Raw genomic sequence first — 24,069 nt, forward strand, 5'->3', positions numbered from 1 at the left:
GTCGGAGTAGATCAGTTGGAGCATTCTCGAAGTCAAGCACCGCAGGTGTCGCGGTACGGCACCGACGGCAGGTACTGGTGCCACTCGGCCCGGGTGGCGCCACCCGCGGCCCGTGCGCACACCCGGGCCGCGGCCGCCTCCGGCTCCAGCGGACGGACACGGTCCGGCAGATGGGGTGTGGCCAGGTGCAGCTCCTCGGCCCTGTCCCCCTTCCCCCCGCCGAATCCGAGTGCGAGGACGGGCCCGTCACCGGCCGGTACGGTCGCCGCGGGCAGCCGGGGCCGGTCCGTCTCCCACACCTGCACCGTCCCGTCGGCGGCGCTCGCCGCGAGCAGGGAGCCGTCGGCGGAGAACGCCAGGGCCGACGTCACCAGCGTCGAGCCGGTCGGCCGCAGGACCGCGGTCGTCCGCCAGGTACGCGCGTCCCACAGGGTGAGGCGGCCGACGGAGTCCTCGGCGGCGAGGTGGCGGCCGTCCGGGCTGAAGACGCCCTCGCGGAGCAGGTCCTCGCCCCTCACCCCGCCCGGACGCGCCTCGCCCGTCGCCACGTCCACCAGCCGGCCCTCGGAGGTCAGCGCGGTGCGGCGGGTGGGGTCGGTGCCGACCGTGCTCTCCCGGTGGACGACCGGCGGTGCGTGGACCGGCACGCGGCGCCCCCGCGCGTCGTAGGCGGCACGGACCGCCGCCTTCGCGCGCCAGGCCGTGCCCATGAGGCCGTGCAGCGAGACCGTGTGCACGACACCGGTCCGCCCCTCCTCCAGATAGCTGAGCACGTCCGCCGCCGGGTCCAGCCGGAAGTCGCCGACCGACAGGGCCGGTACCGCACAGGTCAGCAGCGGCGCGCGCGGACTGTCGTTCCCGGGGTCCGGGAGGTCCGTACGCCACAGCGAGACGGAGCCGGGGGTCCAGGCCAGGGCGTACGGGCCGTGGAAGACCACGGCGTCGGCGCCGCCGGCCAGCGGCAGCCGCGGTCGCTCGCGGCCGGTGCGGAAGTCCCAGGTCACGATGCCCACGGAGGTGGCGGCGGCGACGGCGTCGCCGTCCGGGGTGAAGGAGACCTCCTCGCCCTGGCACAGCAGCCGTTCGGTGGAAGGGGCCGGGCGGGTGGCGGCGAGGCGGCCCGTCCCGAGGTCGAGGACGCGCAGCCGGGTGTCGTCCTGCCCGCACCAGGCGAGGTGTCGTCCGTCCGGGCTCGGCAGGGGCAGCGGGCCGTCGTCCTCGCCGTGGTCGTAGCGATGGAGTACGCGCCGCCCGCCGACGTCCCACAGTTCGAGGATCATCCGGTCGCTGCCGGGGTCGTGCGCCTGCCGGCCCACGAGGTAGGTGTGGCCGCCGGGCCCGAACCGGCCGCCGGAGTCGGCCCGTTCGCCGGTCGCCAGCCGCCGCACACCGCCGTCGGCGAGGTCCCGCACGAGCGTGCCGCTGCCGCCGGGTGCCTGCTGGGCGACGTAGCGCCCGTCGTCGCTGACGTCGACCACACCCTGCGACAGACCCGGGACATGCACGGAGCGGATCCGCCGGTGCGTGCGCACGTCCCACTGCACGGCCCGGTCGTGCGCGACCTTGGTCAGCACGCGTCCGTCGGCGCTGAGCCAGGACGGGGCGTTGAGGGCGCGGCCGCCCTCCTCGGGCTCGGTGAACGCGTCCTGCTCGCTCTGCGCGGCGGCGGTGCGCAGCGCCGCGCGCGTCTCCGGCAGGTCGGCGGTCCGCCAGGCGGCCAGCGCGAGGCGCATCGCGGTGCGCGGCTGGGACGGGCGAAGGGTGTCCGCCAGCGCGGCGACCCGGCGGGCCTCGGCCGCATCACGCTGGCGTGCGTTGACCCCGCCCTGCCGCCAGGCCGCCATCCCCGCGACGACGGCCAGGCACAGCAGTACGGCGAGCGCACCGGTGAGGGCCCGCAGGCGCCGCGTCGTCCGGGCCGCGGCCCGCAGGCCCTGCTCCCGGGCGGCCAGGCCGGCGGCCAGGAAGTCGCGCTCGACGCGGTTCAACTCACCTGATTTGTCGGCCAGTTCGCCCTCGAACGCCTCCTGTGCCTCGGTCAGCCGTATCCCCCGGTACAGCGCGCCCGCGTCGCGGCCCAGCTCCTCCCAGGCCGCGGCCGCCTCGGTGAGGCGGCGGTGCAGACGCAGGCGTGCGCGGTCCTCGTCGATCCAGGTACGCAGGCGCGGCCAGGCGCCGAGCAGCGCCTCGTGGGCGAGGTCGACCGTGTCGCCGTCGACGGTCAACAGCCGTGCTCGGACCAGGCGTTCGAGAACACGGGCGGTGACGGGGTCGGTGCCGAGCTCGGCGCGGCCGGTGGGGCGGCGGGTGTCCTGGGTGCCGTCGCCCGGATTCACCAGGCGCAGCAGCAGGGCGCGGACCGCGGCGGCCTCGGCGGGCGTGCACCGGGCGTAGGCGGCCTCCGCCGTGTGCGCGACGGCGCCCTGGATGCCGCCGACGGCCTCGTACGCGGCCAGGGTGAGCGTCTTGCCGGTGCGCCGCCGCCAGACCTCGCGCAGGGCGTGGGCCATCAGCGGCAGCCCGCCCGGTTCGCCGGCGACGTCCGCGACGATCCGGGAGGTCAGCGCGCGTTCGACGACGAGCCGTCGCGCGGCGGCCGGCCGGACCACCGCCTCGCGCAGGCCGCGCGGCGGCATCGGCCCGACCAGCAGCGTGGCGTCCCGCAACGCCTCGGCCAGCGGCCCGTGTTCGGCGCAGCGGCCGTAGAAGTCGGCGCGTACGGCGATCAGGACGCGCAGCCGGGACGCGGGCCGTGCGGCGGTGAGCAGCCGGTCCAGGAAGCGGGCGCGTTCGGCGGGGTCGGCGCAGAGCGTGAAGACCTCCTCGAACTGGTCGACGACGAGGAGGGTGTCGCCGGGCGCGGAGTGCGGGGTGAAGAGGGCTTCGTGGGTGCGGGCGGGGTGCGGGCCCGGGGTGAGGAGGCGGATGGCGGCAGGGCGCGGGGCGGTGCCGGTGCCCTGCCGCAGGGCGGGGATCAGACCCGCGCGCAGCAGCGACGACTTCCCGCTCCCGGAGGCTCCCACCGCCGCCGCGAACCTGGCGCGGCCCGTCAGCGCCAGGAGTTGGGCCGTCAGGTCGTCGCGGCCGTGGAAGTGCGCGCCGTCGCCGGGCTCGAAGCGGGCGAGTCCCGGGTACGGGCTGTCGTCGGCGTCCTCGGCGACCCGGGCCCCGGCGATCTCGGCGGCGGCCTCGCGCAGGCGCTCCGCCCACGACCCGGGGTCGCCGCCGCACGCCGTGACGTAGGCCGCGAGGACCGCCGCGCTGGGCAGCCGTTCACCGGCCGCGGCGGCGGCCAGGGTGGGCGCCGAATAACCGGCGTCGCGGGCCATGTCGCGGTAGGTCGGCGTGCCCGCCTCGTCGCGCAGCTTGCGCAGTTCGTGCGCGAACCGCTGCACGGCCCCCGCGCCCGGATCCAGCGGTTTCTCGCGGCGCCCCATGCGCTTCTCCCCCGTCGCTCGCGGCTCCCGGGTCCATGGACGAGGCCCCGCGGAATTGTTGGGCGGCCCGGAACGGGGCTGCCCAACAACGCCCTGGCCTCTGGACTCGTCGGTGCACACCCATCACGACGCACCGGAGCCCGCCATCGTTGCCCTCGCCCAGGCGCCCCGCCGGACCCGCCCGCCGACAGGTCCGGCGGACCCGCCCGCCGCCCCGCCGGCCCGCACCGTTCTCCTCCCGGCGCTCCTCTCACTGGCGCTCGGCCTGTGGGGCGTACGGCGCGGCGGCAGCATGTGGCGGGACGAGGCGGTGACCTACGACATGGCGCGGCGGCCGCTGCCGGACCTGTGGGCGACGCTGGGCCACGCGGACGCCGTGCACGGTCTCTACTACCTGCTGATGCACGGCCTGTTCGGGATCTGCGGCGGCCGCGACCCGCTGCTCGTGCTCCGTCTGCCCTCGGTGGCGGCGGCCGCCGCGGCGGCCGGGACGGTGGCGCTGCTGGGACACCGTCTGGCCGGCCCGCGCGCCGGCCTGACGGCGGGAGCCGTCTTCGCGTGGCTGCCTCCCGTGCAGCGCTACGCGCAGGAGGGACGCTCGTACGCGCTGGTGTGCGCGCTCGTCGTCTGGGCGACGTATCTGCTCGTGCGCGCGGTCCGCAGCGGTACGCGTGGGGCCTGGACCGCCTACGGCGCCGTGGCGCTGACGGCCTGTGTGCTGCACGAGTTCGCCGTGCTGGCCCTCGTGGCGCACGTCGTCGCGCTGCCGGGACGCACCCGCCGTAGAGGAGCGCGCGTGCTGATCGCGGTCTGCGCCTGCCTGGCCCCGCTCACGGCGCTCAGCATGCGCCAGTCCGACCAGGTGGCATGGATCGGCGGGGTCGGCGCCGGCGCTCTCGCGGGCTTCGGCGGAGTGGCCGCCCTGGGCATCGGCTGCGCGGTGCTGCTCAGGCGCTCGGGCAGCAGGGAGCTGCCCGCCCTGGCGCTTCCCCTCCTCCTGCTCCCCCCGCTGCTGCTTCTGCTGCTCTCCCTGGCCAAGCCGCTCTACGTGGACCGCTACGTCCTCTACGCCCAGGCCGGCACCGCACTGCTGCTGGGTGCGGCGCTCGACCGGCTGCTGCTCGCGGGCGGCCGCATCCGCACGACGGCGGTCCTGGCCGCCGCGGCGTCCCTGCTCGCGCTGCTGCCGGTGACGCTCACCCTGCGCACGCCGGCCGGCCGCACCGACGACGTCACCGCCATCGCCACCGCCGTCCGCACGGCGGGCCACGGCGCGGACGGCGTCCTCTATCTGCCCTCCCGTCGCCGGGTGTGGTCGCTCCCCGACCCGGCGCCCTTCCGCGCCCTGCGCGACCTGGCGCTGGACCGCACCCCGTCCGCCTCCCGCACGCTGTACGGCACGGAGCTCGCGGTCCCGGTGATCCGCGCCCGCCTCCTCGCGTCACGGCGCGTGGTGGCCCTGCGCGACCCGGCGGGGCGGCCCGTGGACCGGACCCCGCAGGAGATCGTCAAGCGGCGCGTCCTGGCGCGCTACTTCGTGGAGTGCGGGACCCGGCAGGTGCTGGGCGCGCGGGTCACGGTGTACGCACGTCGCGGACGCTGTTGAGCCGGTCCCGCCGCCTCACATCGCGTGGACCGCCGTGTGCACCGTGTGCGCCGCCAGCACGAACACGTCGGGGCGGTGGTGGACGCTCGCCCTGTCGTCGGGGTCGAGGAGGCGGTCGAGGGTGGCGCGGTCCGTGGCGTCGAGGTGGTCGCCGAAGCCGTCACGCAGGCGGGTGAGGAAGGCGGCGACGTAGGCGCGGGCCCGGTCCCTGGCCGGGGCGGGCAGGTCGAGCATGAAGGTGCGGGTGCCGGTGGGCTTGAGGCCCGCGGCGGTCATCAGGGCGTCCCAGTCCTCGGTCTCGGCGACCGAGCCGGGCAGGCTCGCGCGCATCTCGGCGAACCACTCCTCCTCCAGGACGTCGAGACGCGCCTGCAGGCCGGGGCGGCCGATGCCGATGTCGCGCGGCAGGAACCGCGAGGGCAGTCCGCCCTCCAGGATCGCGAGGGTGCCGCCGGGTGCGAGCCGGTCGGCGAAGGCGGCGAGCGCGGCCCGCTGGTCGCCGAGGTGGTGCAGGCTGCGGCTGGCCCAGATCAGATCGGCCGGGTAGTCCAACTCTTCCAGTACACCCGGGAGTTCACCGGTGATCGTGTCGAAGCGGTCGCCGACGCCGAGCCGGTCGGCCCGTGCGCGGGCCCGTTCGAGAAGCGGCTCGGAGCTGTCGACCGCGACGACGCGCGCCCCCGGGAACGCCTCGGCGAGCAGACCTGCGACCACACCCGGCCCGCTGCCCGCGTCCACGATCAGCCCCGGCTCGGTCTGCTTGTCGGTGAGCCAGGCCAGCGCCCGCTCGTACAGGGGCGCGAACAGCTCCGCCTGCGACTCCAGCATCGGGGCCATCTCGGCCCAGTCGACGTCGGTGTGGTCGTGGTGATGCCCTCCGGGGGCCCCTTGGCCGCCGTGGCCCTCGTGGTGTCCTTCGTGGTGTCCGTGCGCCATGGTGGTCAGCCTCTCGTCCGCGTCCGGCCAGGGTGCGCCGACGCCCCTGGCGACGGCAAGCACTGTTGCCGCGGCAGCAAAAAGTGGCGCGGGAAAACGGGGTGCGCGACGCCGGGCGGGTCCCCGACGATGACACGATGGACGACACGATGGTGGAGAGGTTCCTTCAGGACGGATTCGTCAAGATCGAGGGGGCGTTCCCGCCGCGCGTCGCCGAGGACTGCGCACGGCTGCTGTGGCAGGAGACGGGATACGACCCCGAGGACTCCGCCACGTGGAAGGACCCGGTGGTCTGGGTCGGCGGCATGGCGCAGGGACCGTTCGCCGCGGCCGCCAACTCCCCCGTCCTGCACGAGGCGTTCGACCTGATCGTCGGCGAGGGCCGCTGGATGCCGCGCTACTCGCTCGGCAGCTTCCCGCTGCGGTTCCCGCACCACGACGAGCCGGACGACGCCGGCTGGCACATCGAGGGCAGCTATCTCCCGGACGGCGTGGAGACCCGCTGGTACCACACCAATCTGCGCTCGCGCGACCGCGCGCTGCTGATGCTCTTCCTCTTCTCGGAGGTGACCGACGAGGACGCGCCCACCCGTATCCGGATCGGCTCGCACCTCGACGTGCCGCCCATCCTGGAGCCGTACGGCGAGGAGGGCGTATCGATGCTGGAGGTCGCCCCGCAGATCGTAGAGGCGTCCGCCGACCGGCCCCTCGCCCACGCCACCGGCCGGCCAGGCGACGTCTACCTGTGCCACCCCTTCCTCGTGCACGCGGCCCAGCCGCATCACGGCAGCCGCCCTCGCTTCATGGCCCAGCCACCGCTGATGCCGGCGGTCCCGTACGAGCTGGAGCGCACCGACGGCGACTACTCGGCGGTGGAGTTCGCGATCCGCCGGGGCCTGGCCCACGAGGGGTGACCCCGGCGTACCTCAGGAGCGCGGGGAACTGCGCGACCAGCCGCAAACGGCCCGCAGTCGCCGTCTCAGCGCAACCGGCGTCCTACAGCGGCGGGTACGCGTTCGTCATCAACTGCTGGAACTGCGCCGAGAACCAGTGCCCCGACAGCGGAGCGTTCGCCAGCGCGCCCGACATGCTGTTGCCGTTGCGGGCGTTGCCCGTGTACGTCGGGTCGCACATCCGGTCGAAGCCCTTGCCCTCGTCGTTGGCGATGGCGGTGCTGGAGCCGTCGGACTCACCCGGCGGCTTCATCCACACGTAGGCGTCGATCCCGGCCGCCGGTGCGGCCTGCGGGCGCTCGCCGAGGCCGGCTCCGGACTGGTTGCACCAGTTGCCGATGTGGATCCGGCGGTCGTAGCGGCCGCCGTCGACATAGGTGTCCACGCTGGTCGTGGCGCCCGGTCCGGTGGGCCGGGCACTGCCGCCCCAGCCGTTCCTGGACGTGTCGATCAGCATGCCGATGGAGGAGTTGAAGCCGGCCGACACCAGTTGGGTGCGGAAGGCCTGCGCGTACGACAGCTCGTCGACGTACCGGTTCCAGTCGACCCACTTGGACTGGCGCACGGTCGTGCCGTTCACCGTGTCGTTGACGGTGAAGTTGTTCTCCTTCAGGGCGCTGTAGTTCGCCGTGTTGGTGATGAAGCCCTGCACGTCGTCGACGGTCGCGCCCTCGCTGGTGGCCGCCTGGTGGAAGAGGGTGGCCGAGGGGGCGAAGTTGTCGTCCCAGCCGAGCCAGCCGTGGTGGCCGGCGTCGATGTAGTTGTAGACGTTGGGGATCGCGCCGAGCTTGGCGAGCGCGTAGCCGACGCCCTTCACGTAGTTGCCGTTGGCGAGCATGGTGTCGCACTGCGGGGTCGCCGTCGCCCGGCCGCCGGTGTTGGTGACCAGGTTGGGCAGCGAGTCGATCTCGATGGTGGTGACGATCCTGAGCGAGCTGTACTTGCTGTCGGACAGGATCGCCGCGATCGGGTCGATGAACTGCGTCTTGTACTTGTCGATCTCCGTCGGGCCGAGTTCGCCGTTGGAGGCGAGGGCCGCGCAGTCACGTCCCGGCAGGTCGTAGACGACCAGCTGGACGACCTCCTCGCCGCTGCCCTTCTGCTGCAGGGCCGCGTCGAGGTGGTCGCGCAGGCCCATGCCGCCGTTCACGCCGTCGATCGCGGCGATGCGGTCGAGCCAGACGCCGGTGGGCTGGTTGGAGACACGGCTGCCGCCCGGCTCGGCGGCGGCCTTCGCGGACCACTCGGGGTTCACGTACACCTTGGCGCCGCTGTAGGGGTTGTCGACCTTGGCGCCCGGTCCGGACGGATCGGTCGGGTCCGTGGGATCGGTCGGATCGGTGGAGTCGACGTTGCAGGTCACGCCGTCGAGCGTGAAGGTGGCCGGCACGGCGTTGGTCCCGCTGTAGCTGCCGTTGAAGCCGAAGCTCACCGAACCGCCCGCGCCCAGCGTGGCGTTGTAGGTCTCGTTGGCCGCGGTGACGGCGGTGCCGCTCTGGGTGATCTTCGCGTTCCAGCCGCTGGTGACCTTCTGGTTTCCGGCGTACGACCACTTCACCGCCCAACTGCTCTTGGCGGAGCTGTTGTTGGTGACCGTCACGGCGGCGGTGAAGCCGGTGTCCCACTGGTTCTGCACCGTGTAGTCCACCGTGCAGGGCGCGGCGGCGAGCGCGGTGTCCGAGGGGACGACGGCCACCGCCGTCCCGGCGGACGCGGCGATCAGCGCCAGACTGGTGAGTAACGCTGTTCTGGTACGGCTCATGAGTGCGGGTTTCCTGTCCTGTAGAGGATCATCCGTTCAGGGCACGCAGGTGGTCGCGCAGCCCGACGCCGTACGACGTGGGGGTTCCGTCGTAACCGGAGATGAGCGAGGGACCGGAGGAGCAGTCCCAGGTGTTCCAGGTCCAGCCGAGGTAGGAGAGACCTCGGTCGTCGAACCACTTCATGACCTGGTCGACGAAGGAGTGCGCGCAGGTGTTCTCCCCGATCTCCCCTGCCACCAGCGGCACTTGGGCCGCGACGGGGGCCAGCGTGGAGTTCCAGCAGTTCTCGTTCGAGCAGGTGTTGAAGTTGTAGACGTGGTAGGCGGCGACGAGATTGCCGGCCGGATCGCTGGGCCGGTACGTCAGCCACTGGCTCAGGTCGTTGGAGTACGCGAGACCGCCGGCCATGACGACGTTCTTCGCGCCGGTGCCGCGCACCGCGTCGACGATGTCCTGCATTCCGGCCACCTCGTAGCCGATGCCGGGGCAGCTGCCGCCGTCCCTCCAGCACTTCCAGGCGTCGGTGGCGCTGGACGTCGCCCGGTCCGGGTACGGCTCGTTGAACAGGTCGAACACGACCGCCTGGTCGGCTTTGAAGGTGTTCGCCACCGACGACCAGAACGACGGCGTGTACTGCGCGTCCGGCATCGGCTTCTGGCAGGTGGCGTGGATGTCGGAGCAGCCCGACGAGTTGCCGGTGTACTGCCCGTAGGTCCAGTGCAGTTCGACGATCGGCGTCATGCCGTGCGCCTCGACGCGGGCCACCAGATCCTTGACCGCGCCGATGTAGCCGGCGCCGCCGTACTGCGACGGGATGTTGGAAAGCCCCAGCCAGCACTCCTCGTTGAGCGGGATGCGGACCACGTTGGCCTTCCAGTCGGCGATCGCCTGGATCGCGGCGTCGTCGACCGGCCCGTCGAAGATGCCGCGGCCCTGGACGCACATGAACTCGCCGCCGGAGCGGTTGACGCCGAGCAGCCGGCGCGTGGCGCCGCCGGCGTCCACGAGCTTGCTGCCCGCGACGTGCAGGGCGGGTGCCGAGGTGCTCGCGGGCGGGTCGGTGGGCGGCGGCGTGGGCTCGGAATCCACGTTGCACGTCGTCCCGTTGAGCTTGAACGACGTCGGTGCGGCGTTGCTCCCCGACCCCGGCCAGGAGGCGAGGAACCCGGCGCTGACGCTCGCGCCGGTGGCGAGCGAGCCGTTGTAGCTCTCGTTCGCCGCGGTCACCGTCGTGCCGGACTGGGACCACTTGGCGTTCCAGCCCTGGGTGACTTTCCGGCCGCCTCCGAAGTCGAAGCTGAGGCTCCAACTGCTCATGGCGGCGGTGTTGTTGGTGACCTTGACGGCACCTTGGAAGCCGGTGTCCCACTGCCCGGTGACGGAGTACTCCACCGAGCAGGCGGGCGCGGCTCCCTGCGCCGTGACGACCGGAATGGTCATGGACCCGACAAGTCCGACCGCTCCGGCGACGGCTAAAAGTACTGAACGCGGGAGGTGTCGCATGAGCGACTCCTTGCAGCTCGGGCGCGCCGTGACGGACGCGTCGACTGATGGAATCGCTCCCACTGGTGCCTTCGAAGCTAGCGCCAAGTGACGGCGAAGGACAGGGGAGTTACGAAAGTTCGCTGACTTTCCCTCAACTCGGCCCTGTCGAATCTTTTCGACTCTTCAAGCACCTTGACCGCTCCCACCCCCTTCCCCACTATGGGAGCGCTCCCACTGGTTCAAGGCTTGTTGCTCCGCCCCCACGTCTCCGAGCCGCAAGGAGGAACCAGCACATGCACCCCAGAAGGAGACGCAGAGCCGTGCGGCGGCTCTGGACCGCTGTCGTGGCGGCCCTGGCACTTCCGCTGACCATGCTCGGCAGCGGTCCGACTCCCGCTCACGCGGCCGCACTCCAGTGCAGTGTCGACTACAGGACGAACGACTGGGGCTCCGGCTTCACCGCGGACCTGACCCTCACCAACCGCGGCACGGACGCCATCGACGGCTGGACGCTGACGTACGCCTACGGCGGCAACCAGAAGCTCACCAACGGCTGGAACGGCACCTGGTCCCAGTCCGGCCAGTCGATCAGCGTGCAGGACGCCGGCTACAACGCGAAGATCGCCGCGGGTGCCGCCGTCTCCACCGGTGCGCAGTTCACCTACAGCGGCGCCAACACCGCCCCGGCATCCTTCGCGGTCAACGGCACCACCTGCGCCGGCGCCCATCAGCCGCCGGTCACCGTGCTGACCAGCCCCACCTCGGGCGCGGTGTACTCGCAGGGCGAGGCGGTGCCGCTCGCGGCCACCGCCGTGGCGGCCGACAACGCCACCGTCAGCAAGGTCGAGTTCTACGACGACACGACCCTGCTGGGCACGGACACCAGCGCGCCGTACACGTTCTCGGCCACCGGCTTGACCGTGGGCGGCCATTCCCTGGTGGCGAAGGCGTACGACAGCCTGGGCGCCTCGGCGGACTCGACGCCGGTGGGCATCACGATCGCCTCGGGTCCCGCGGTGGTCGCCTCGCCCACCCAACTGGGCGTCCAGCAGGGCAGGTCGGGCACGTACGCGGTGAAGCTGTCGACGCAGCCGTCCGCGAACGTGACGGTGACGACGGCCCGCGCGAGCGGTACCACCGGCCTGTCGGTCACCGGCGGCGCGACGCTCACCTTCACACCCGCCAACTGGAGCACCGCGCAGACGGTGACCGTCACCGCGGACTCCTCCGGCACCGGCTCGGCGTCCTTCGAGTCGACGGCGGCGGGCCACAGCAAGGCCACCGTCACCGTGACCGAGCTGGCGGCCTCGAAGGCGTACGACGCCCGCTTCCTGGATCTCTACGGGAAGATCACCGACCCGGCGAACGGCTACTTCTCGCCCGAGGGCATTCCCTACCACTCGGTCGAGACGCTGATCGTGGAGGCCCCGGACCAGGGTCATGAGACCACGTCGGAGGCCTACAGCTACCTTCTCTGGCTGCAGGCCATGTACGGCAAGGTCACCGGTGACTGGTCCAAGTTCAACGGCGCGTGGGCCCTCATGGAGAAGTACATGATCCCCACCCACGCCGACCAGCCGACCAACTCCTTCTACAACGCCTCGAAACCGGCCACCTACGCGCCCGAGCTCGACACCCCGAACGAGTACCCGGCGAAGCTCGACACGTCGGTCTCCGTCGGCCCCGACCCGATCGCGGGCGAGCTGAAGAGCGCGTACGGCACGGACGACGTCTACGGCATGCACTGGCTGCAGGACGTCGACAACGTCTACGGCTACGGCGACTCCCCCGGCGGCACCTGCGAGGGCGGCCCTGCGGCGGACGGCCCGTCGTACATCAACACCTTCCAGCGCGGTGCGCAGGAGTCGGTGTGGGAGACGGTGCCGCAGCCGACCTGCGACGCCTTCAAGTACGGCGGCACGAACGGGTACCTGGACCTGTTCACCGGCGACTCGTCCTACGCCAGGCAGTGGAAGTACACGGATGCCCCGGACGCCGACGCGCGCGCCGTGCAGGCCGCGTACTGGGCCGACGTGTGGGCCAAGCAGCAGGGCAAGGGCGGTGACGTCTCCGCGACCGTCGGCAAGGCCGCGAAGATGGGCGACTACCTGCGCTACGCGATGTACGACAAGTACTTCAAGAAGATCGGCAACTGCGTGGGGCCGTCGGCCTGTGCGGCCGGCACCGGCAAGGACGCCTCGCACTACCTGCTGTCCTGGTACTACGCCTGGGGCGGCGCGACCGACACCGCCGCGGGCTGGGCCTGGCGCATCGGCTCCAGCCACGTCCACGGCGGCTACCAGAACCCGCTCGCCGCGTACGCGCTGAGCTCGTACGCCGATCTGAAGCCCAAGTCCTCGACGGGGGCCTCCGACTGGAGCACCTCGCTCACCCGGCAGCTGGAGTTCTACCGCTGGCTGCAGTCGGACGAGGGCGCCATCGCGGGCGGCGCGACCAACAGCTGGGCGGGCCGCTACGCGACCCCGCCGGCCGGTACGCCGACCTTCTACGGCATGTACTACGACCAGCAGCCCGTCTACCACGACCCGCCGTCCAACCAGTGGTTCGGCTTCCAGGCGTGGTCGATGGAACGGGTCGCCGAGTACTACCAGCAGACGGGGAACGCTGCCGCCAAGGCGATCCTCGACAAGTGGGTCGACTGGGCGCTGTCCAGGACCACGATCAACCCGGACGGCACCTACCTGATCCCCTCCACGCTCCAGTGGTCGGGCCGGCCCGACACCTGGAACGCGTCAAGTCCCGGTGCCAACACCGGACTTCACGTCACCGTCGCCGACTACACCAACGACGTCGGCGTGGCGGCGGCGTACGCCAAGACGCTGACGTACTACGCCGCCAGGTCCGGTGACACACAGGCGAAGACGACCGCCAAGGCGCTGCTGGACGGCATGTGGGACCACTACCAGGACGGCCTGGGGATCGCCGTCCCGGAGACCCGCGCCGACTACAACCGGTTCGACGACGGCGTGTACGTCCCGAGCGGCTTCGGCGGCACGATGCCGAACGGCGACGCGATCAACTCCTCGTCGACGTTCGCCTCGCTCAGGTCCTTCTACAAGAACGACCCGGCCTGGTCGAAGATCCAGGCGTATCTGGCGGGCGGGGCGGCGCCCTCGTTCACGTACCACCGGTTCTGGGCCCAGGCGGACATCGCCCTGGCCATGGGCTCGTACGCGGAGCTTCTGGAATAGCCCCGCCGGCGCTCCGCGTACACGGCCCCGGCACCTGACGTCGGGGCCCACGGCCGGGGGGGCACCCCCCCCCCAAAGGCACCCCCCACCCCCCCCCCTCCCCCCCCACGCTCCTTGTGGGAGCGCTCCCAAGCGAGGCAGGATGCTGCGATGACGACGACTCCCGCCATCCGCCCCTACCGTCCCGACGACCGCGACGCCCTCGATGACATCTGCATCCGCACCGCCCACAACGGCCAGGACAGCCGGCCCTTCTACGCGGACCCCACCATCTTCCCGGTGAACTTCGCGGCGCCGTACGCCCATCTGGAACCGGAGTTGGCCTTCGTGCTGGACGACGGGCAGGGGCAGGCCGTCGGGTACGTCCTCGGGACCGCCGACACGCCCCGCTTCGTCGACGCCTTCCGGGAGAAGTGGCTGCCGCTCGTCGCCGACCGCTACCCCGAGCCGGCCGGCGAGCCACGGACCCCGGACGAGGCGATGATCGCGCTGCTGCACCACCCCGAGCGGATGATCGTCCCCGAGGTGACCGCCTATCCGGCCCATCTGCACATCGACCTGTTGCCCCCCTGGCAGGGGCGCGGGTACGGGCGTGCGCTGATGCGGACCTTCCTCGCGGCCCTGCACGGACAGGGCGTCCCCGCCGTGCACCTGTGCATGGTCACGGCCAACATCCCGGCCCGGGCGTTCTACGACCGGCTGGGCTTCCGGGAGATCGACGTGCCGGACCCCGGCCCGGTCACCTATCTCGGCCGTACCACAGGGGAGTTGGAGACGTTGTGACGGCCGGGCCCGTCAACTCCCGCGTCAGATCCAGGTGTCCAGCCACATCCGCGCGTGCCAGTCGGCGTACGGGATCGTCTGCCCGGTGTAGAGCGGGAAGAAGTAGATGAAGTTCCAGGCGATCAGCAGCACCAGCACGCCCGCGCTCACCGCGCCGACCAGCCGCCGCCGCTCGTCAGCCCCGGGCGGCCCGAGCAGCGCGCCCACCATCATGGCCACGGCGAGGCACAGGAACGGCACGAACACGACGGCGTAGAAGGAGAAGATCGTGCGGTCCTGGTAGTTGAACCAGGGGAGGTATCCCGCGCCGACCGCGCACAGCACGGCGCCCGCGCGCCAGTCGCGGCGCAGTGCCCACCTGAACAGCAGGTAGACGAGCGCGGCGCAGCCCGCCCACCACAGCAGCGGGGTGCCCAGGCCCAGGATCTCCTGCGAGCAGCCGGCGGCGGCGTGGCAGCCCTCCTGCCCGGGCCTCGGCGACTCGTAGTAGAACGCCACGGGCCGCCCCTGGACCAGCCAGCTCCAGGGGTTGGACTGGTAGCGGTGCGGGGTGTGCAGGCCGACGTTGAACTGGTAGACGGCGTGCTCGTAGTGCCACAGGCTGCGCAGCGGTGCCGGGATCCAGGACCAGGTGCCGCCGCGCCCGTCCGCCCAGTGGCGGTCGTAGCCCTTGTCGGACAGGAACCAGCCGGTCCAGGTCGCCAGGTACGTCAGGACGGCCACCGGGACCATGGACAGCACCGACCAGGCGGCGTCCTTGCGCAGCACCGCGCGGTAGGGGCTGTGGGCGCCGGCCACGCGCCGGGAGCCGACGTCCCACAGGACGGTCAGGGCCGTGAAGAAGACGAGGACGTACAGGCCGTTCCACTTGCTCGCGGCGGCCAGCCCGAGCAGGACGCCGGCCGTGAGGCGCCACGGGCGCGGGCCCGTTCCGGCGTGGTCGCCGGTGTGGGCGTCGGGGCGCGCGAAGCCGTCCTCGTCGACGGGCAGGGCGGCCGCCAGCCGGGCCCGTGCCCTGTCCCGGTCGACGAGCAGACAGCCGAACGCCGCCAGCACGAAGAACATGACCACGAGGTCGAGCAGCGCGGTGCGGCTCATCACGAAGTGCAGGCCGTCAACCGCGAGCAGCGCGCCGGCCAGGCAGCCCAGCAGCGTCGAGCGGAACAGGCGGCGCCCTATTCGGCACAGCATGAGCACGGACAGCGTGCCGAGCAGCGCCGTCATGAACCGCCAGCCGAACGGGTCCAGCCCGAACAGGCCCTCTCCCACGGCGATCACCCACTTGCCCATGGGCGGATGCGCGACGAAGCTGCCGGCGTCCGAGAGGGGGATCACCTGAGGGTGCGCCAGGATCTGCGGGTCGGCGACCTTGCGGTCCGGCCAGGTGCCCTCGTAGCCGAGCCGCAGCATCGACCAGGAGTCCTTGGCGTAGAACGTCTCGTCGAAGACGACCGCCCGCGGGCTGCCGAGGTGCCAGAGGCGCAGCGCGCCCGCGATCACGGCGACGAGCAGCGGTCCCAGCCAGCCGGTGGCCCGGGCGAGGCGCCGGGCCGGCCGGGGCCCGAGGCCCAGCCATTCCCACAGTCGCGTGTCCGGTTCGGGGAAGGGCGGGACCAGGCGGGCCCGGGTGTCGGTCCGGGGCGCCGCTGTGCCGCCGAACCGGCGCAGTCGCTGCGCCCAGGGAGCGGGGCCGGGCCGGACCGCCGTGCGGGCGCCCGCGTCGACGCCGGACCGGGTGGGGGTGTCACTCGTCACCGGGTCATCGTAGGGAACGCCCGTACGGGCCGGGCGCGGCCCCGGGCATCGGGGCCGCGCCGGTGGCGTCCGCTACTCGGGCAGCGTGCCGGGGTCGGTCGCCCACCCGGTGTCCGGTTGCTGCGCGAGCCGGATGTCGAGCCGCCCGCCGGAGAGCGTCAGGCCGGGCCCGGTCCACGACTGCTCCAGAGGCCGGCCGTCGAGGCGTACGGCGTCGACGTAGAGGTGCGTGTCGTCGGCGTCCGGCGCGGTGATCACGACGTCCTTGCGGCCGGGCCGGTCGATCACCGCGGACGGGAAGACCGGGGCGCCCAGCAGGAGTCGCGCCGTGCCCGGTGTCTGCGGATAGACGCCGAGCGCGGAGAAGACGTACCAGGCGGACATGGTGCCGAGGTCGTCGTTGCCGGGCAGGCCGGAGGGGCCCGTGCCGTAGACGGTGTCGACGATCTGCCGCACGGTCGCCTGCGTCTTCCAGGGCTGCCCCAGGGCGTTGTAGAGCCAAGGGGCGTGGATTCCGGGCTCGTTGGTGGGGTCGTAGCGCAGTGCGTCGCCGCCGCGCACCGACCAGGAGCCGTCGGGCTTGTGGAAGAAGCCGTCGAGGCGGGTGGCCGCCGCGGCACGGCCGCCCATCGCGTCCGCCAGGCCCTGCACGTCCTGCGGCACCATCCAGGTGTACGTCGCGCTCGTGCCCTGCGCGAAGCCGAGGTCGCTGCCCGGGCTGAACGGTGTCACCCACGAACCGTCGGCCTTGCGTGCCTGGACGTAGCCGGTGCCGGGGTTGAACACGTTGCGCCAGTAGGCGCCCCGCTCGGTGAAGACCTTCGCCTCGGTGTCCCGGCCGAGGAGCTTCGCCCACCGGGCGAGCGCGGAGTCGGCGACGGCGTCCTCCAGGGTCTCGGCGGCCCCGCCCCAGCAGTGGCACACGTCCTGGGCGGCGTAGTGGGAGCTCAAGTACTGGGCGAGGTTGGGCCGTTGGCCGACGCACTGGCCGGGGCAGCCGGCGTCCGAGAGGCCGTCGGGGTGGGGCACGGTGGCCTGGCGGACCAGGGAGTCGAAGGCGCCCCGGTAGTCGAAGTTGCGCACGCCCATGGCGTAGAAGGTGGCCAGCGTCGCCGCCGACGGGTCGCCGGTCATGACGTGGGTGGCGCCGCTGATGTGCACCCAGCGGTCCCACACTCCGCCGTTCTGCCGCGCGAAGTTGTAGAGCGACTGGGCGAAGTCGCCCGCCACCGTGGGCTTCAGCAGGGCGAGCAGCTGGATCTGGGCCCGGTACTGGTCCCAGCCCGAGAAGTTGCTGTACTGGGCGCGCTGCCCGCGCGCGAGGCGGTGGACGGCCTGGTCCATGCCCCAGTAGCGGCCGTCGGTGTCGCTGATCAGGTTCGGCTGCATGAGGGCGTGGTAGAGCGCGGTGTAGAAGGTCTGGCGGCGGGCGGCGCTGCCTCCCCGCACCCGCACCACGTCCAGTTCGCGGTCCCAGGCCCGGGCGCCCGCCTCGGCGACCTGCCCGACGCTCGCGTGCGCGGGGATCTCCTCGCGCAGGTTGGCCTCGGCGCCCTGCCGGCTGACGTAGGAGATGCCGATCCGCATGTGGACATCGTTGTCGGCGCTCGTGTCGAAGCCGACCCAGCCGCCGGAGCCGCGGCCGGCCCGGTCCGCTCCCGTCGCATAGCCCTCGCCGCCGGAGGCGGACGTCGCGCCGGGGGAGACGGTGCCGTCCTTCCAGGTTCCGGTAGAGGAGAAGGCGCGGTCGAAGGAAGCGCTGAAGTACAGCCTGTAGTAGCTCTTGCGGTTGTTGACGCCGCCGTTGGCGCGGCGGCCGCAGAAGGCGCCGGTGAGCACCCAGCCGGTCACCTTGCGGTGCGCGGCGTCGATGTCGACGTGCGCGTCCTCGCTGCCGTTCAGGGAGTTGGAGACGCGGAAGAGCAGATTGGCCGGCCGGTCGCTCGGGAAGGTGAAGTCGGCGGCACCCGCGCGCCTGCTGACGGCGAGGTCGGCCTTCGCGCCCGAGGCGAGGCCCAGGGTGTAGCGGCCGGGTGCCGCCTTCTCGTCGGCGTGCGAGAAGTTCGCCGCGTACACGGCGTCCTTGGTGTCCGCGGACGGCGAGGACGTCACGTCGCCCACGAACGGCATGATCGGTACGTCCCCCGCCGCGCCGGGATTGCAGCCTGCGCCGTTGACGTGGGTCAGGCTCAGACCGCGGATGCGGGTGGCGTTGTACTCGTAGCCGTTGGCCGCTCCGGTGCTCGTCTGGTCGCCGGTGGTGCTGGTCGGCGACCAGGCGATCATCCCGTACGGGAGGGTGGCACCGGGATAGGTGTTGCCGCCGCCCGAGGAGCCGATCAGCGGGTCGACGAGCGAGGAGGGGCGCTCTGCGGCGTCGGCCCCCGCGGACGGGAACGGAACGCTCAGGGCCACGGCCGTGGTCAGGAGCACAGCCGCGGTTCGCGCACCGAATCGTCTTGCTGCGCGCAGCCGTTGAAGGCGCATGCGTGGATCGCCTTTCGATGACGGGACGTCGGCCCGGAGGGAGTTCCGGGCCGGCGCCAGGTTATGAGTCCGTCGGATGAAAGGGGAGCGCCCGTCGGGTCGGTGTGATGAAGGAGGGGTGAACGGTGGTGGTGCCCTGCCGTGCGGCGTCCGGCAGGCGCTAGCTCTCTGCGGTGAGCTGGAAGCTCTGTGCGGCCGAGCCGTCACAGGAGCGCTGGGTGAGCTGGACGCCGTCGGTCGCCGCCGCGGCCGCGGTCAGGCACCTGCCGCTGTGCCGTGCGACGAAGTGGTAGCGGCCGGCCGCCTCCCGCACCGGCTGCCACTGCTGGTTCTGACCGCCCGAGTACGACCAGAGCTGGACCGGCGCGTTGTCCGCCGTGGAGCGGTCGGTGACGTCGAGGACCTGCTGCGCGTTGCCGCGCGCGGAGACGCGGACGTAGCCGCTGTCGGTGGTGCGGAACTGGTACTGCTGCGCGGTGGTGCCGTTGCAGGCGTACTGCTGGATCGCCGTGCCGTTGGCGGTCGCGGCCGCCTTGGCGTCGACACAGGTGCCGTTGCCGGTGTTGCGCACCGTGTACCAGGCGGTCTCCGAGATCGAGTCGGACGGCGGCTGGCCGGTGTCCGCACCGCCCAGCCACTTCAGCCCGTCCAGCAGGAAGCGGTTCTGGGTCGCGCTGGCGAAGGTCGACGACAAGGTGGTGTTGGTGGCGTAGTCCATCGCGTTGTGGCCGAAGTTGGCATACAGCATGCGGTACTTCGTGTTGGTCCACAGGATCGGGTAGTAGCCGCTGTACCAGCTCTGGTTCGGGTCGGTGCCGAGCGGGAAGCTGCTCGGGTCGACGGAGGCGAGGATCTTGATGTCGGGGTTCTTGCGCAGGTCGTTCGACCAGCTGTACCACTCGCTGACGGACGAGGTGAACGTGTCCGGCAGGTTCTTGGTCGCGGAGTTGGTGTGGTCCTCGACCTTCAGGACGGCGGTGGTCGGACCCCAGGTGTTGGAGACGAAGTTGCCGCTGCCGAGAAACTGGTTGTGGTACCAGCTCCAGCTCTGCGCGTCCGTGGTGAAGGCGGAGACGTGGAAGCCCATCCAGGCGCCGCCGCCGCGCATGTAGTTCTCGAATCCGGTGCGTTGCGCGGCGGTCTGCGGCAAGTCGTCCAGGAACAGGACGACTTGGTAGCCGTTGACGCCGCCGTTGGCGAGCAGGTCCCAGTTGTTGCTGGCCGTGTAGGTGAAGCCGTTCTGCGCGGCCTGCTGCGGGAACCACTGGTTGGCCTCGTGGACGAAGCTGATGTGCGCCGCGTCGTAGGTGCCGTTGTAGAGGGCGAGCACCTTGAACGGCTGGGCCGCCGCGTGGGCGCGGGGCACCGACAGCGCCGTCAGCAGGATCGCCAGCAGTGCGAGGATGCGGAGAGTGCCGGATCTTATGGCGTGCATCGCGGGATGCCTCCTCTTGGGGCCAGGTCCGGGTCGGGTCCGGTCAGGGGTGACTGTCGGGTCCGGTCAGGGGTAACTGACGAGGTTCGCCACGTTGGTGGACGCGTTGGACGGTCCACCGCGGTCGTTGACGACGTGGCGGATGGTGCCCGTGCCGCCGAGGGAGACGGTCACCATGTCGCTGAAGCGGACGTTCGGGCTGCCCGGGGCCTCGATGGCGTGCTCGGCCGTCACGCCCGGGTTCGTGCTGAAGTAGCAGTAGCTGCCGAAGCCGTAGACCTGGTGGCTGGTGACGGAGGCGGCGACCTTGTAGGCGGCGTAGCCCTGCGTGGAGCCGTTCGTCCAGGCCGCCTGGTTCGGCGGGTCGTAGGGCATCTCGTTCTGGTAGAAGTACGTGCGCCCACCGTTGCCGTTCCAGACGGTCTGGTACTTCTGGAAGTGCTCGACGAACAGGCCGTACATCGTCACGTCGTCGCCGTTGACGACGAGTCCGGTGTCCGCGGTGTTGGTGTTCCAGCCGACGCCGTCGCCGTGGTCGGCGCGCCAGATCCACAGGTGGTCGCCGATGACGTCGTCGCTGTTGACCGTCAGGCTGGTGGTGGCCTTGCCGACGCCCGCGCCGCCGACGCGGAAGAACACGTCGTGCAGCGAGCTGGGATCGGCGGAGTGGTCCGCCGACGACCCGCTCGGGCCCATCTCCAGCACCTGCTTCGAGTTGGCGGTACCGGCGTCGATGAGCAGGCCGGCGAGCTGGACGCCGCTCACGTCGGCGACCGTCATGGCGGTGATGCCGTGGTCGGGGACGAGCGTGGCGAGCCCGAGGCCAAGAACGACCGTGTCGGGCCGGGTGACCTTCAGGGTCTGGTCGAGGTGGTAGACACCTGGCGTGATCAGCAGGTGCTTGCCCGCCGCGAGCGCGTCGTTCATCTGGGCCGCGGTCGCGCCCGGCTTGACGATGAAGAAGTCGGACAGCGGCAGCGAGGTCCCCGCGGGCGTGCCCGAACTCCAGCTGACACCGGCGGAGTTGGTGCGTGCCGCGGGCACGAACGCCTTCCAGGCGCCGGATCCGTCGACGTACAGGAACGGCTTCTCACGGGTGACGGGGCTCTTGTCGACCGTGGTGTACGGCGGCTTGGGGAAGCTGTTCGCGGGGACGCCCTGGCTGCCGACGAAGACCATGTTCCAGTTGGAACCGGTCCAGCTGCCGAGTTGCGCGTTGCGGGTCAGCCACTGCTGCTGGGAGCCCGACCGGACCTGGCCGTCCACCCTCGTGTCGGCGAGGTAGCCGCCGCTGGACCAACCGCCGTCGTCCAGCGCGAGGTTGCCGCGCAGATGCATACGCCGGTACGGCGCCGCCTGGGAGACCGCCCAGCGGTCCGTGCCGGAGGACGGGGTGACCGAGAGGTTCTCGGCCGAACGCCAGAAGTTCTGCGTGGCGTTGCCCTGGAACCAGTCCGCCTCGGCGTGCACCGCACCCTTGATGTTCACGTCGTCGGGGGACAGGCCGAGGCCCGCGACCTGGGTGTAGAAGCCCACGTTGGCGTCGGCGGCGTAGGTGCCGGGCTTGAAGAGGAACGCCTTGCGGGCGCTGCCGAACTGGTTCTTCTCCTGCTGCTCGAAGGTGCTGTTCAGGCTGTTCTGGATGGTGCCGGCCGGGGTCGACGGGTCGAAGACGGTGACGTTCGGGCCCAGGTCGGGATCGGCCGCCGCGGCATGGGCGCCCTGCGTGAGGTGCGGCAGGACCACGGCGGCACCGGAGCCGGTGGCGGCGAGGACGAGGGCGGCCGGCAGAATCCGCGGACGGCGGATGCCGGCGTGTTTTCCGGTTCGGAACACGGCTGACTCTCTTGGGTGTGGGGGGTGGCAACCGGGGGGGCGTCCCGGCGTGGCAACGCGGGACGCCCGTAGGCGAGTTCAGCCGGTGTACTGCGAGAAGACGCGGGTGTAGTCCCAGTTGGACTGGCCGACGCCGGAGCAGCTGTCGGCGGGGCCTCCGCTGCAGGGGCGGTCGCGGTTGGCGGACCAGAACGTCAGACGGGCCAGGTGGTGCTGCTGGGCGTAGGCGAGGATGGTCTTGAAGTCGTTGACGGTGACGGTCTCGTTGTTGTCGGTGATGCCGTTCATCGACGAGATGCCCATGTCGCGGTAGGCTTGGTCGTCGCTGTAGCCGTAGGCGCTCTTGAGGGCGTTCTTCAGGCCCTCGGCGGCCTGCTTGGTGAGGTTGCCCATGTTCTGGCCGGCGCCGCCGAAGTCGAACGGCATGATGGCCCACGCGTCGACGGTCAGCCCCGAGGAGGCGGCCCGCTTGATCAGGCTGGTGTCCGGGCCGGTCTTGTCGGTGCCGATGGTGACGTAGGTCTTCAGGCCCGGGTTCTTCGACTTGACGGTCTTCAGCGCGTCGACCGTGCGCTGCTGGACGGTGGGGCTGCTGTAGGCGTCGGCCTCGATGTCGATGTCGATGGCCTTCAGCTTGTAGGCGTCGATGACCTTCTGGTACGCGCCCGCGAGCGCGCTCGCGCTGGAGCAGGAGCTCTCCAGCTTGTTCCCGCTGTAGCCGCCGAAGGAGGGGATGACGTCACCGCCGTTGCCGCGCACGGTGTTGACGGTCTTCTGGTCGACGCCGCCGGTGAGCGGACGGCTGCCGTCCCACTGCGGGTTGCAGTTCCCGTTGCTGAGGACGAAGGCGAGGGTGAACCACTTGACGCCGGTGGCGTTGGTGATCGCGGTGGGGTCGGGCGGGTTGCCCCAGCCGTTGTAGAGGTACGGCGCCACGGCCATCGGGGCGGACGCGGCGGCTCCGGCGGGCGAGGCGGCTCCCGCGGGCGAGGCGGACATGGTCGCGGCGGAGACGGCGATCAGGGCTATGGCGAGGCCGCCGCCCAACGCGGCGGCCCGGGTGCGGGGTTGAGTGCTCATGTGTGGGGGTCACAGCCTTTCGGCAGCAGCGGACGGTGGGGGGTGCGACCCAAGGCCGTTCATGTGGCTGAACCTTGGGCGTGTCTGTGAAGCTGCGTGTCCGGGAACCTAAAGGTCTGAACCAGACACGTCAAGAGATGAAGCACGTATCCGATGGGCGGAGTTGAGGCATGCAGGTGTTGAAGCCGCCGGTGCGGCTCACGTGACACGTGTCGTATGGGGCAGGCATGAGGCGGCGGGGGGAGTTCAAGAAGTAGCGGGGGTGTGCAGCGACGCGATGTCCGAGGGTCGGCGCCGGGCCGACTGACAGGATGTACGCGTGACTTCACTGACCTTCGACGACTACTGCCGCGCGATCGTCGACCAGACCGGCCTGCTCACACGGCAGATCCGGGGTGCGGACACGGCCACCCCGGTGCCCACCTGCCCCGGCTGGGACGTCGCCCGGCTGCTGCGGCACGTGGGAGGAGACCACCGCTGGGCGGAGGAGATCGTACGGAAGCGGGCCGCCGAACCCGTCCCGGGCGACCCCGTCGACGACCCGTCCGTCTTCGCCCACCTGAACGGCGACGCGCTCGTCGACTGGCTCGGCGAGGGCGCCGCGGAACTCGGTGCCACCCTGCGCGCCGCCGGAGGCGGCACGCGGGTCTGGACACCGGCCCACGAGCGCTCCACGGTCCTGTTCTGGGCGCGCAGAATGACCCACGAGACCGTGGTCCACCGCGCGGACGCGGCCCTCGCGACCGGTGCGCCCTTCACCCTCGACGGCGACCTCGCGCTCGACGCGGTGGAGGAGTGGCTGGACTTCTCCACGGTCCCCGAGGCGTACGAACCGGCCCCGGCCGCCCCCGCCCTCCTCGGCCCCGGCCGCACCCTCCATTTCGAAGCACCGGGAACCGGCCGCTGGTTCGTCGACCTCACCGACGACCGCCCGACATGGAGCACGGAACCGCAGGAGGCCGCGGTGACGGTGCGCGGGCCGGTGACGGACCTTCTCCTGCTGCTCTACCGGCGGCCCGTGACCGGCGTCGAGATGCACGGTAACGCTGACCTGCTCGAACTGTGGCTGAACCGGACCGGGTTCTGGCTGGAGGCGTGACCTCCCGGCACCGGCGCGGCGGTGTGCGCGTGCACGCGCTTACTCAGAGGTTCGTATGAATTCGTGAGAGGTCTCCATGAATCTGTGGGGCGGTTGAACACGCGCGGGCCGCCGTCCGTATGGAGCGAGGGATTTTCATGCCTGACCACCGTGATCCGTAGGAGAGTTCTCGTGGGACGCAATACGCGCAGACGCCCGACAG

Annotated in this window: 13 protein-coding genes and 1 pseudogene; 5 read left to right on the plus strand and 9 right to left on the minus strand. The window is 71.7% G+C overall.

All coding sequences use genetic code 11. From position 1 onward, the window contains the following. Positions 1-32 precede the first annotated feature (32 nt). A complete protein-coding gene (locus ACFU97_RS24875) occupies positions 33-3,437 on the minus strand; it encodes a hypothetical protein (protein WP_384260297.1) in 3,405 nt (1,134 codons plus the stop codon). A gap of 112 nt (positions 3,438-3,549) precedes the next feature. Here ACFU97_RS24875 and ACFU97_RS24880 point away from each other — a divergent pair, with 112 nt between their 5' ends. After that, positions 3,550-5,043 carry a hypothetical protein gene (locus ACFU97_RS24880; RefSeq protein ID WP_384260299.1) on the plus strand — a complete coding sequence of 498 codons (1,494 nt, stop codon included), beginning with the start codon at positions 3,550-3,552 and terminating at the stop codon, positions 5,041-5,043. 15 nt (positions 5,044-5,058) lie between these two features. Here ACFU97_RS24880 and ACFU97_RS24885 read toward each other — a convergent pair whose 3' ends face one another. Next, positions 5,059-5,979 (minus strand): class I SAM-dependent methyltransferase, encoded by a 921-nt coding sequence (locus ACFU97_RS24885; protein WP_384260301.1) that lies wholly within the window; start codon positions 5,977-5,979, stop codon positions 5,059-5,061. A 137-nt stretch (positions 5,980-6,116) separates the two neighbouring features. Between ACFU97_RS24885 and ACFU97_RS24890 the strand changes: the two genes are divergently transcribed. Further along, positions 6,117-6,893 carry a phytanoyl-CoA dioxygenase family protein gene (locus ACFU97_RS24890; protein WP_384260303.1) on the plus strand — a complete coding sequence of 259 codons (777 nt, stop codon included), beginning with the start codon at positions 6,117-6,119 and terminating at the stop codon, positions 6,891-6,893. A gap of 82 nt (positions 6,894-6,975) precedes the next feature. Here the strand turns inward: ACFU97_RS24890 and ACFU97_RS24895 are convergent, their stop codons facing one another. Both ACFU97_RS24895 and ACFU97_RS24900 read right to left on the minus strand, forming a co-directional pair. Then, positions 6,976-8,694, minus strand: coding sequence for a glycoside hydrolase family 6 protein (locus tag ACFU97_RS24895; protein WP_384260305.1), 1,719 nt, complete (start codon positions 8,692-8,694; stop codon positions 6,976-6,978). Positions 8,695-8,722: 28 nt separating this feature from the next. After that, on the minus strand, positions 8,723-10,198 hold the full coding sequence (locus ACFU97_RS24900; RefSeq protein WP_384260307.1) for a cellulase family glycosylhydrolase: 1,476 nt from the start codon (positions 10,196-10,198) through the stop codon (positions 8,723-8,725). A 275-nt stretch (positions 10,199-10,473) separates the two neighbouring features. Here ACFU97_RS24900 and ACFU97_RS24905 point away from each other — a divergent pair, with 275 nt between their 5' ends. Continuing rightward, positions 10,474-13,392: a glycoside hydrolase family 48 protein gene (locus tag ACFU97_RS24905; protein WP_384260309.1), complete on the plus strand. Its 2,919-nt coding sequence runs from the start codon at positions 10,474-10,476 to the stop codon at positions 13,390-13,392. Positions 13,393-13,542: 150 nt separating this feature from the next. Further along, complete coding sequence (locus ACFU97_RS24910; RefSeq protein ID WP_384260312.1) at positions 13,543-14,175, plus strand: GNAT family N-acetyltransferase; 633 nt, start codon at positions 13,543-13,545, stop codon at positions 14,173-14,175. A 24-nt stretch (positions 14,176-14,199) separates the two neighbouring features. On the opposite strand, the gene ACFU97_RS24915 is transcribed toward ACFU97_RS24910, so the two are convergent. The 5 genes and pseudogenes from ACFU97_RS24915 to ACFU97_RS24935 all read right to left on the minus strand — a co-directional run. Beyond that, complete coding sequence (locus tag ACFU97_RS24915; protein ID WP_384260314.1) at positions 14,200-15,930, minus strand: dolichyl-phosphate-mannose--protein mannosyltransferase; 1,731 nt, start codon at positions 15,928-15,930, stop codon at positions 14,200-14,202. A gap of 72 nt (positions 15,931-16,002) precedes the next feature. Further along, positions 16,003-18,417 (minus strand): GH92 family glycosyl hydrolase, encoded by a 2,415-nt coding sequence (locus ACFU97_RS24920; protein ID WP_384260316.1) that lies wholly within the window; start codon positions 18,415-18,417, stop codon positions 16,003-16,005. A gap of 160 nt (positions 18,418-18,577) precedes the next feature. Further along, positions 18,578-19,852 carry a ThuA domain-containing protein gene (locus tag ACFU97_RS24925; RefSeq protein WP_384260320.1) on the minus strand — a complete coding sequence of 425 codons (1,275 nt, stop codon included), beginning with the start codon at positions 19,850-19,852 and terminating at the stop codon, positions 18,578-18,580. 66 nt (positions 19,853-19,918) lie between these two features. After that, entirely contained in the window at positions 19,919-21,688 is a 1,770-nt protein-coding gene (locus tag ACFU97_RS24930) for a coagulation factor 5/8 type domain-containing protein (protein ID WP_384260322.1), read from the minus strand. A gap of 78 nt (positions 21,689-21,766) precedes the next feature. Next, positions 21,767-22,642, minus strand: a pseudogene (locus ACFU97_RS24935) (chitinase); the annotation flags it as partial. A gap of 445 nt (positions 22,643-23,087) precedes the next feature. On the opposite strand from ACFU97_RS24935, the gene ACFU97_RS24940 reads away from it, so the two are divergent. Beyond that, positions 23,088-23,867, plus strand: coding sequence for a maleylpyruvate isomerase family mycothiol-dependent enzyme (locus tag ACFU97_RS24940; protein ID WP_384260325.1), 780 nt, complete (start codon positions 23,088-23,090; stop codon positions 23,865-23,867). The last annotated feature ends 202 nt before the right edge of the window (positions 23,868-24,069 follow it).

Origin of the sequence: Streptomyces sp. NPDC057616 (assembly GCF_042800575.1) — a bacterium.
Classification (GTDB): Bacteria; Actinomycetota; Actinomycetes; order Streptomycetales; family Streptomycetaceae; genus Streptomyces.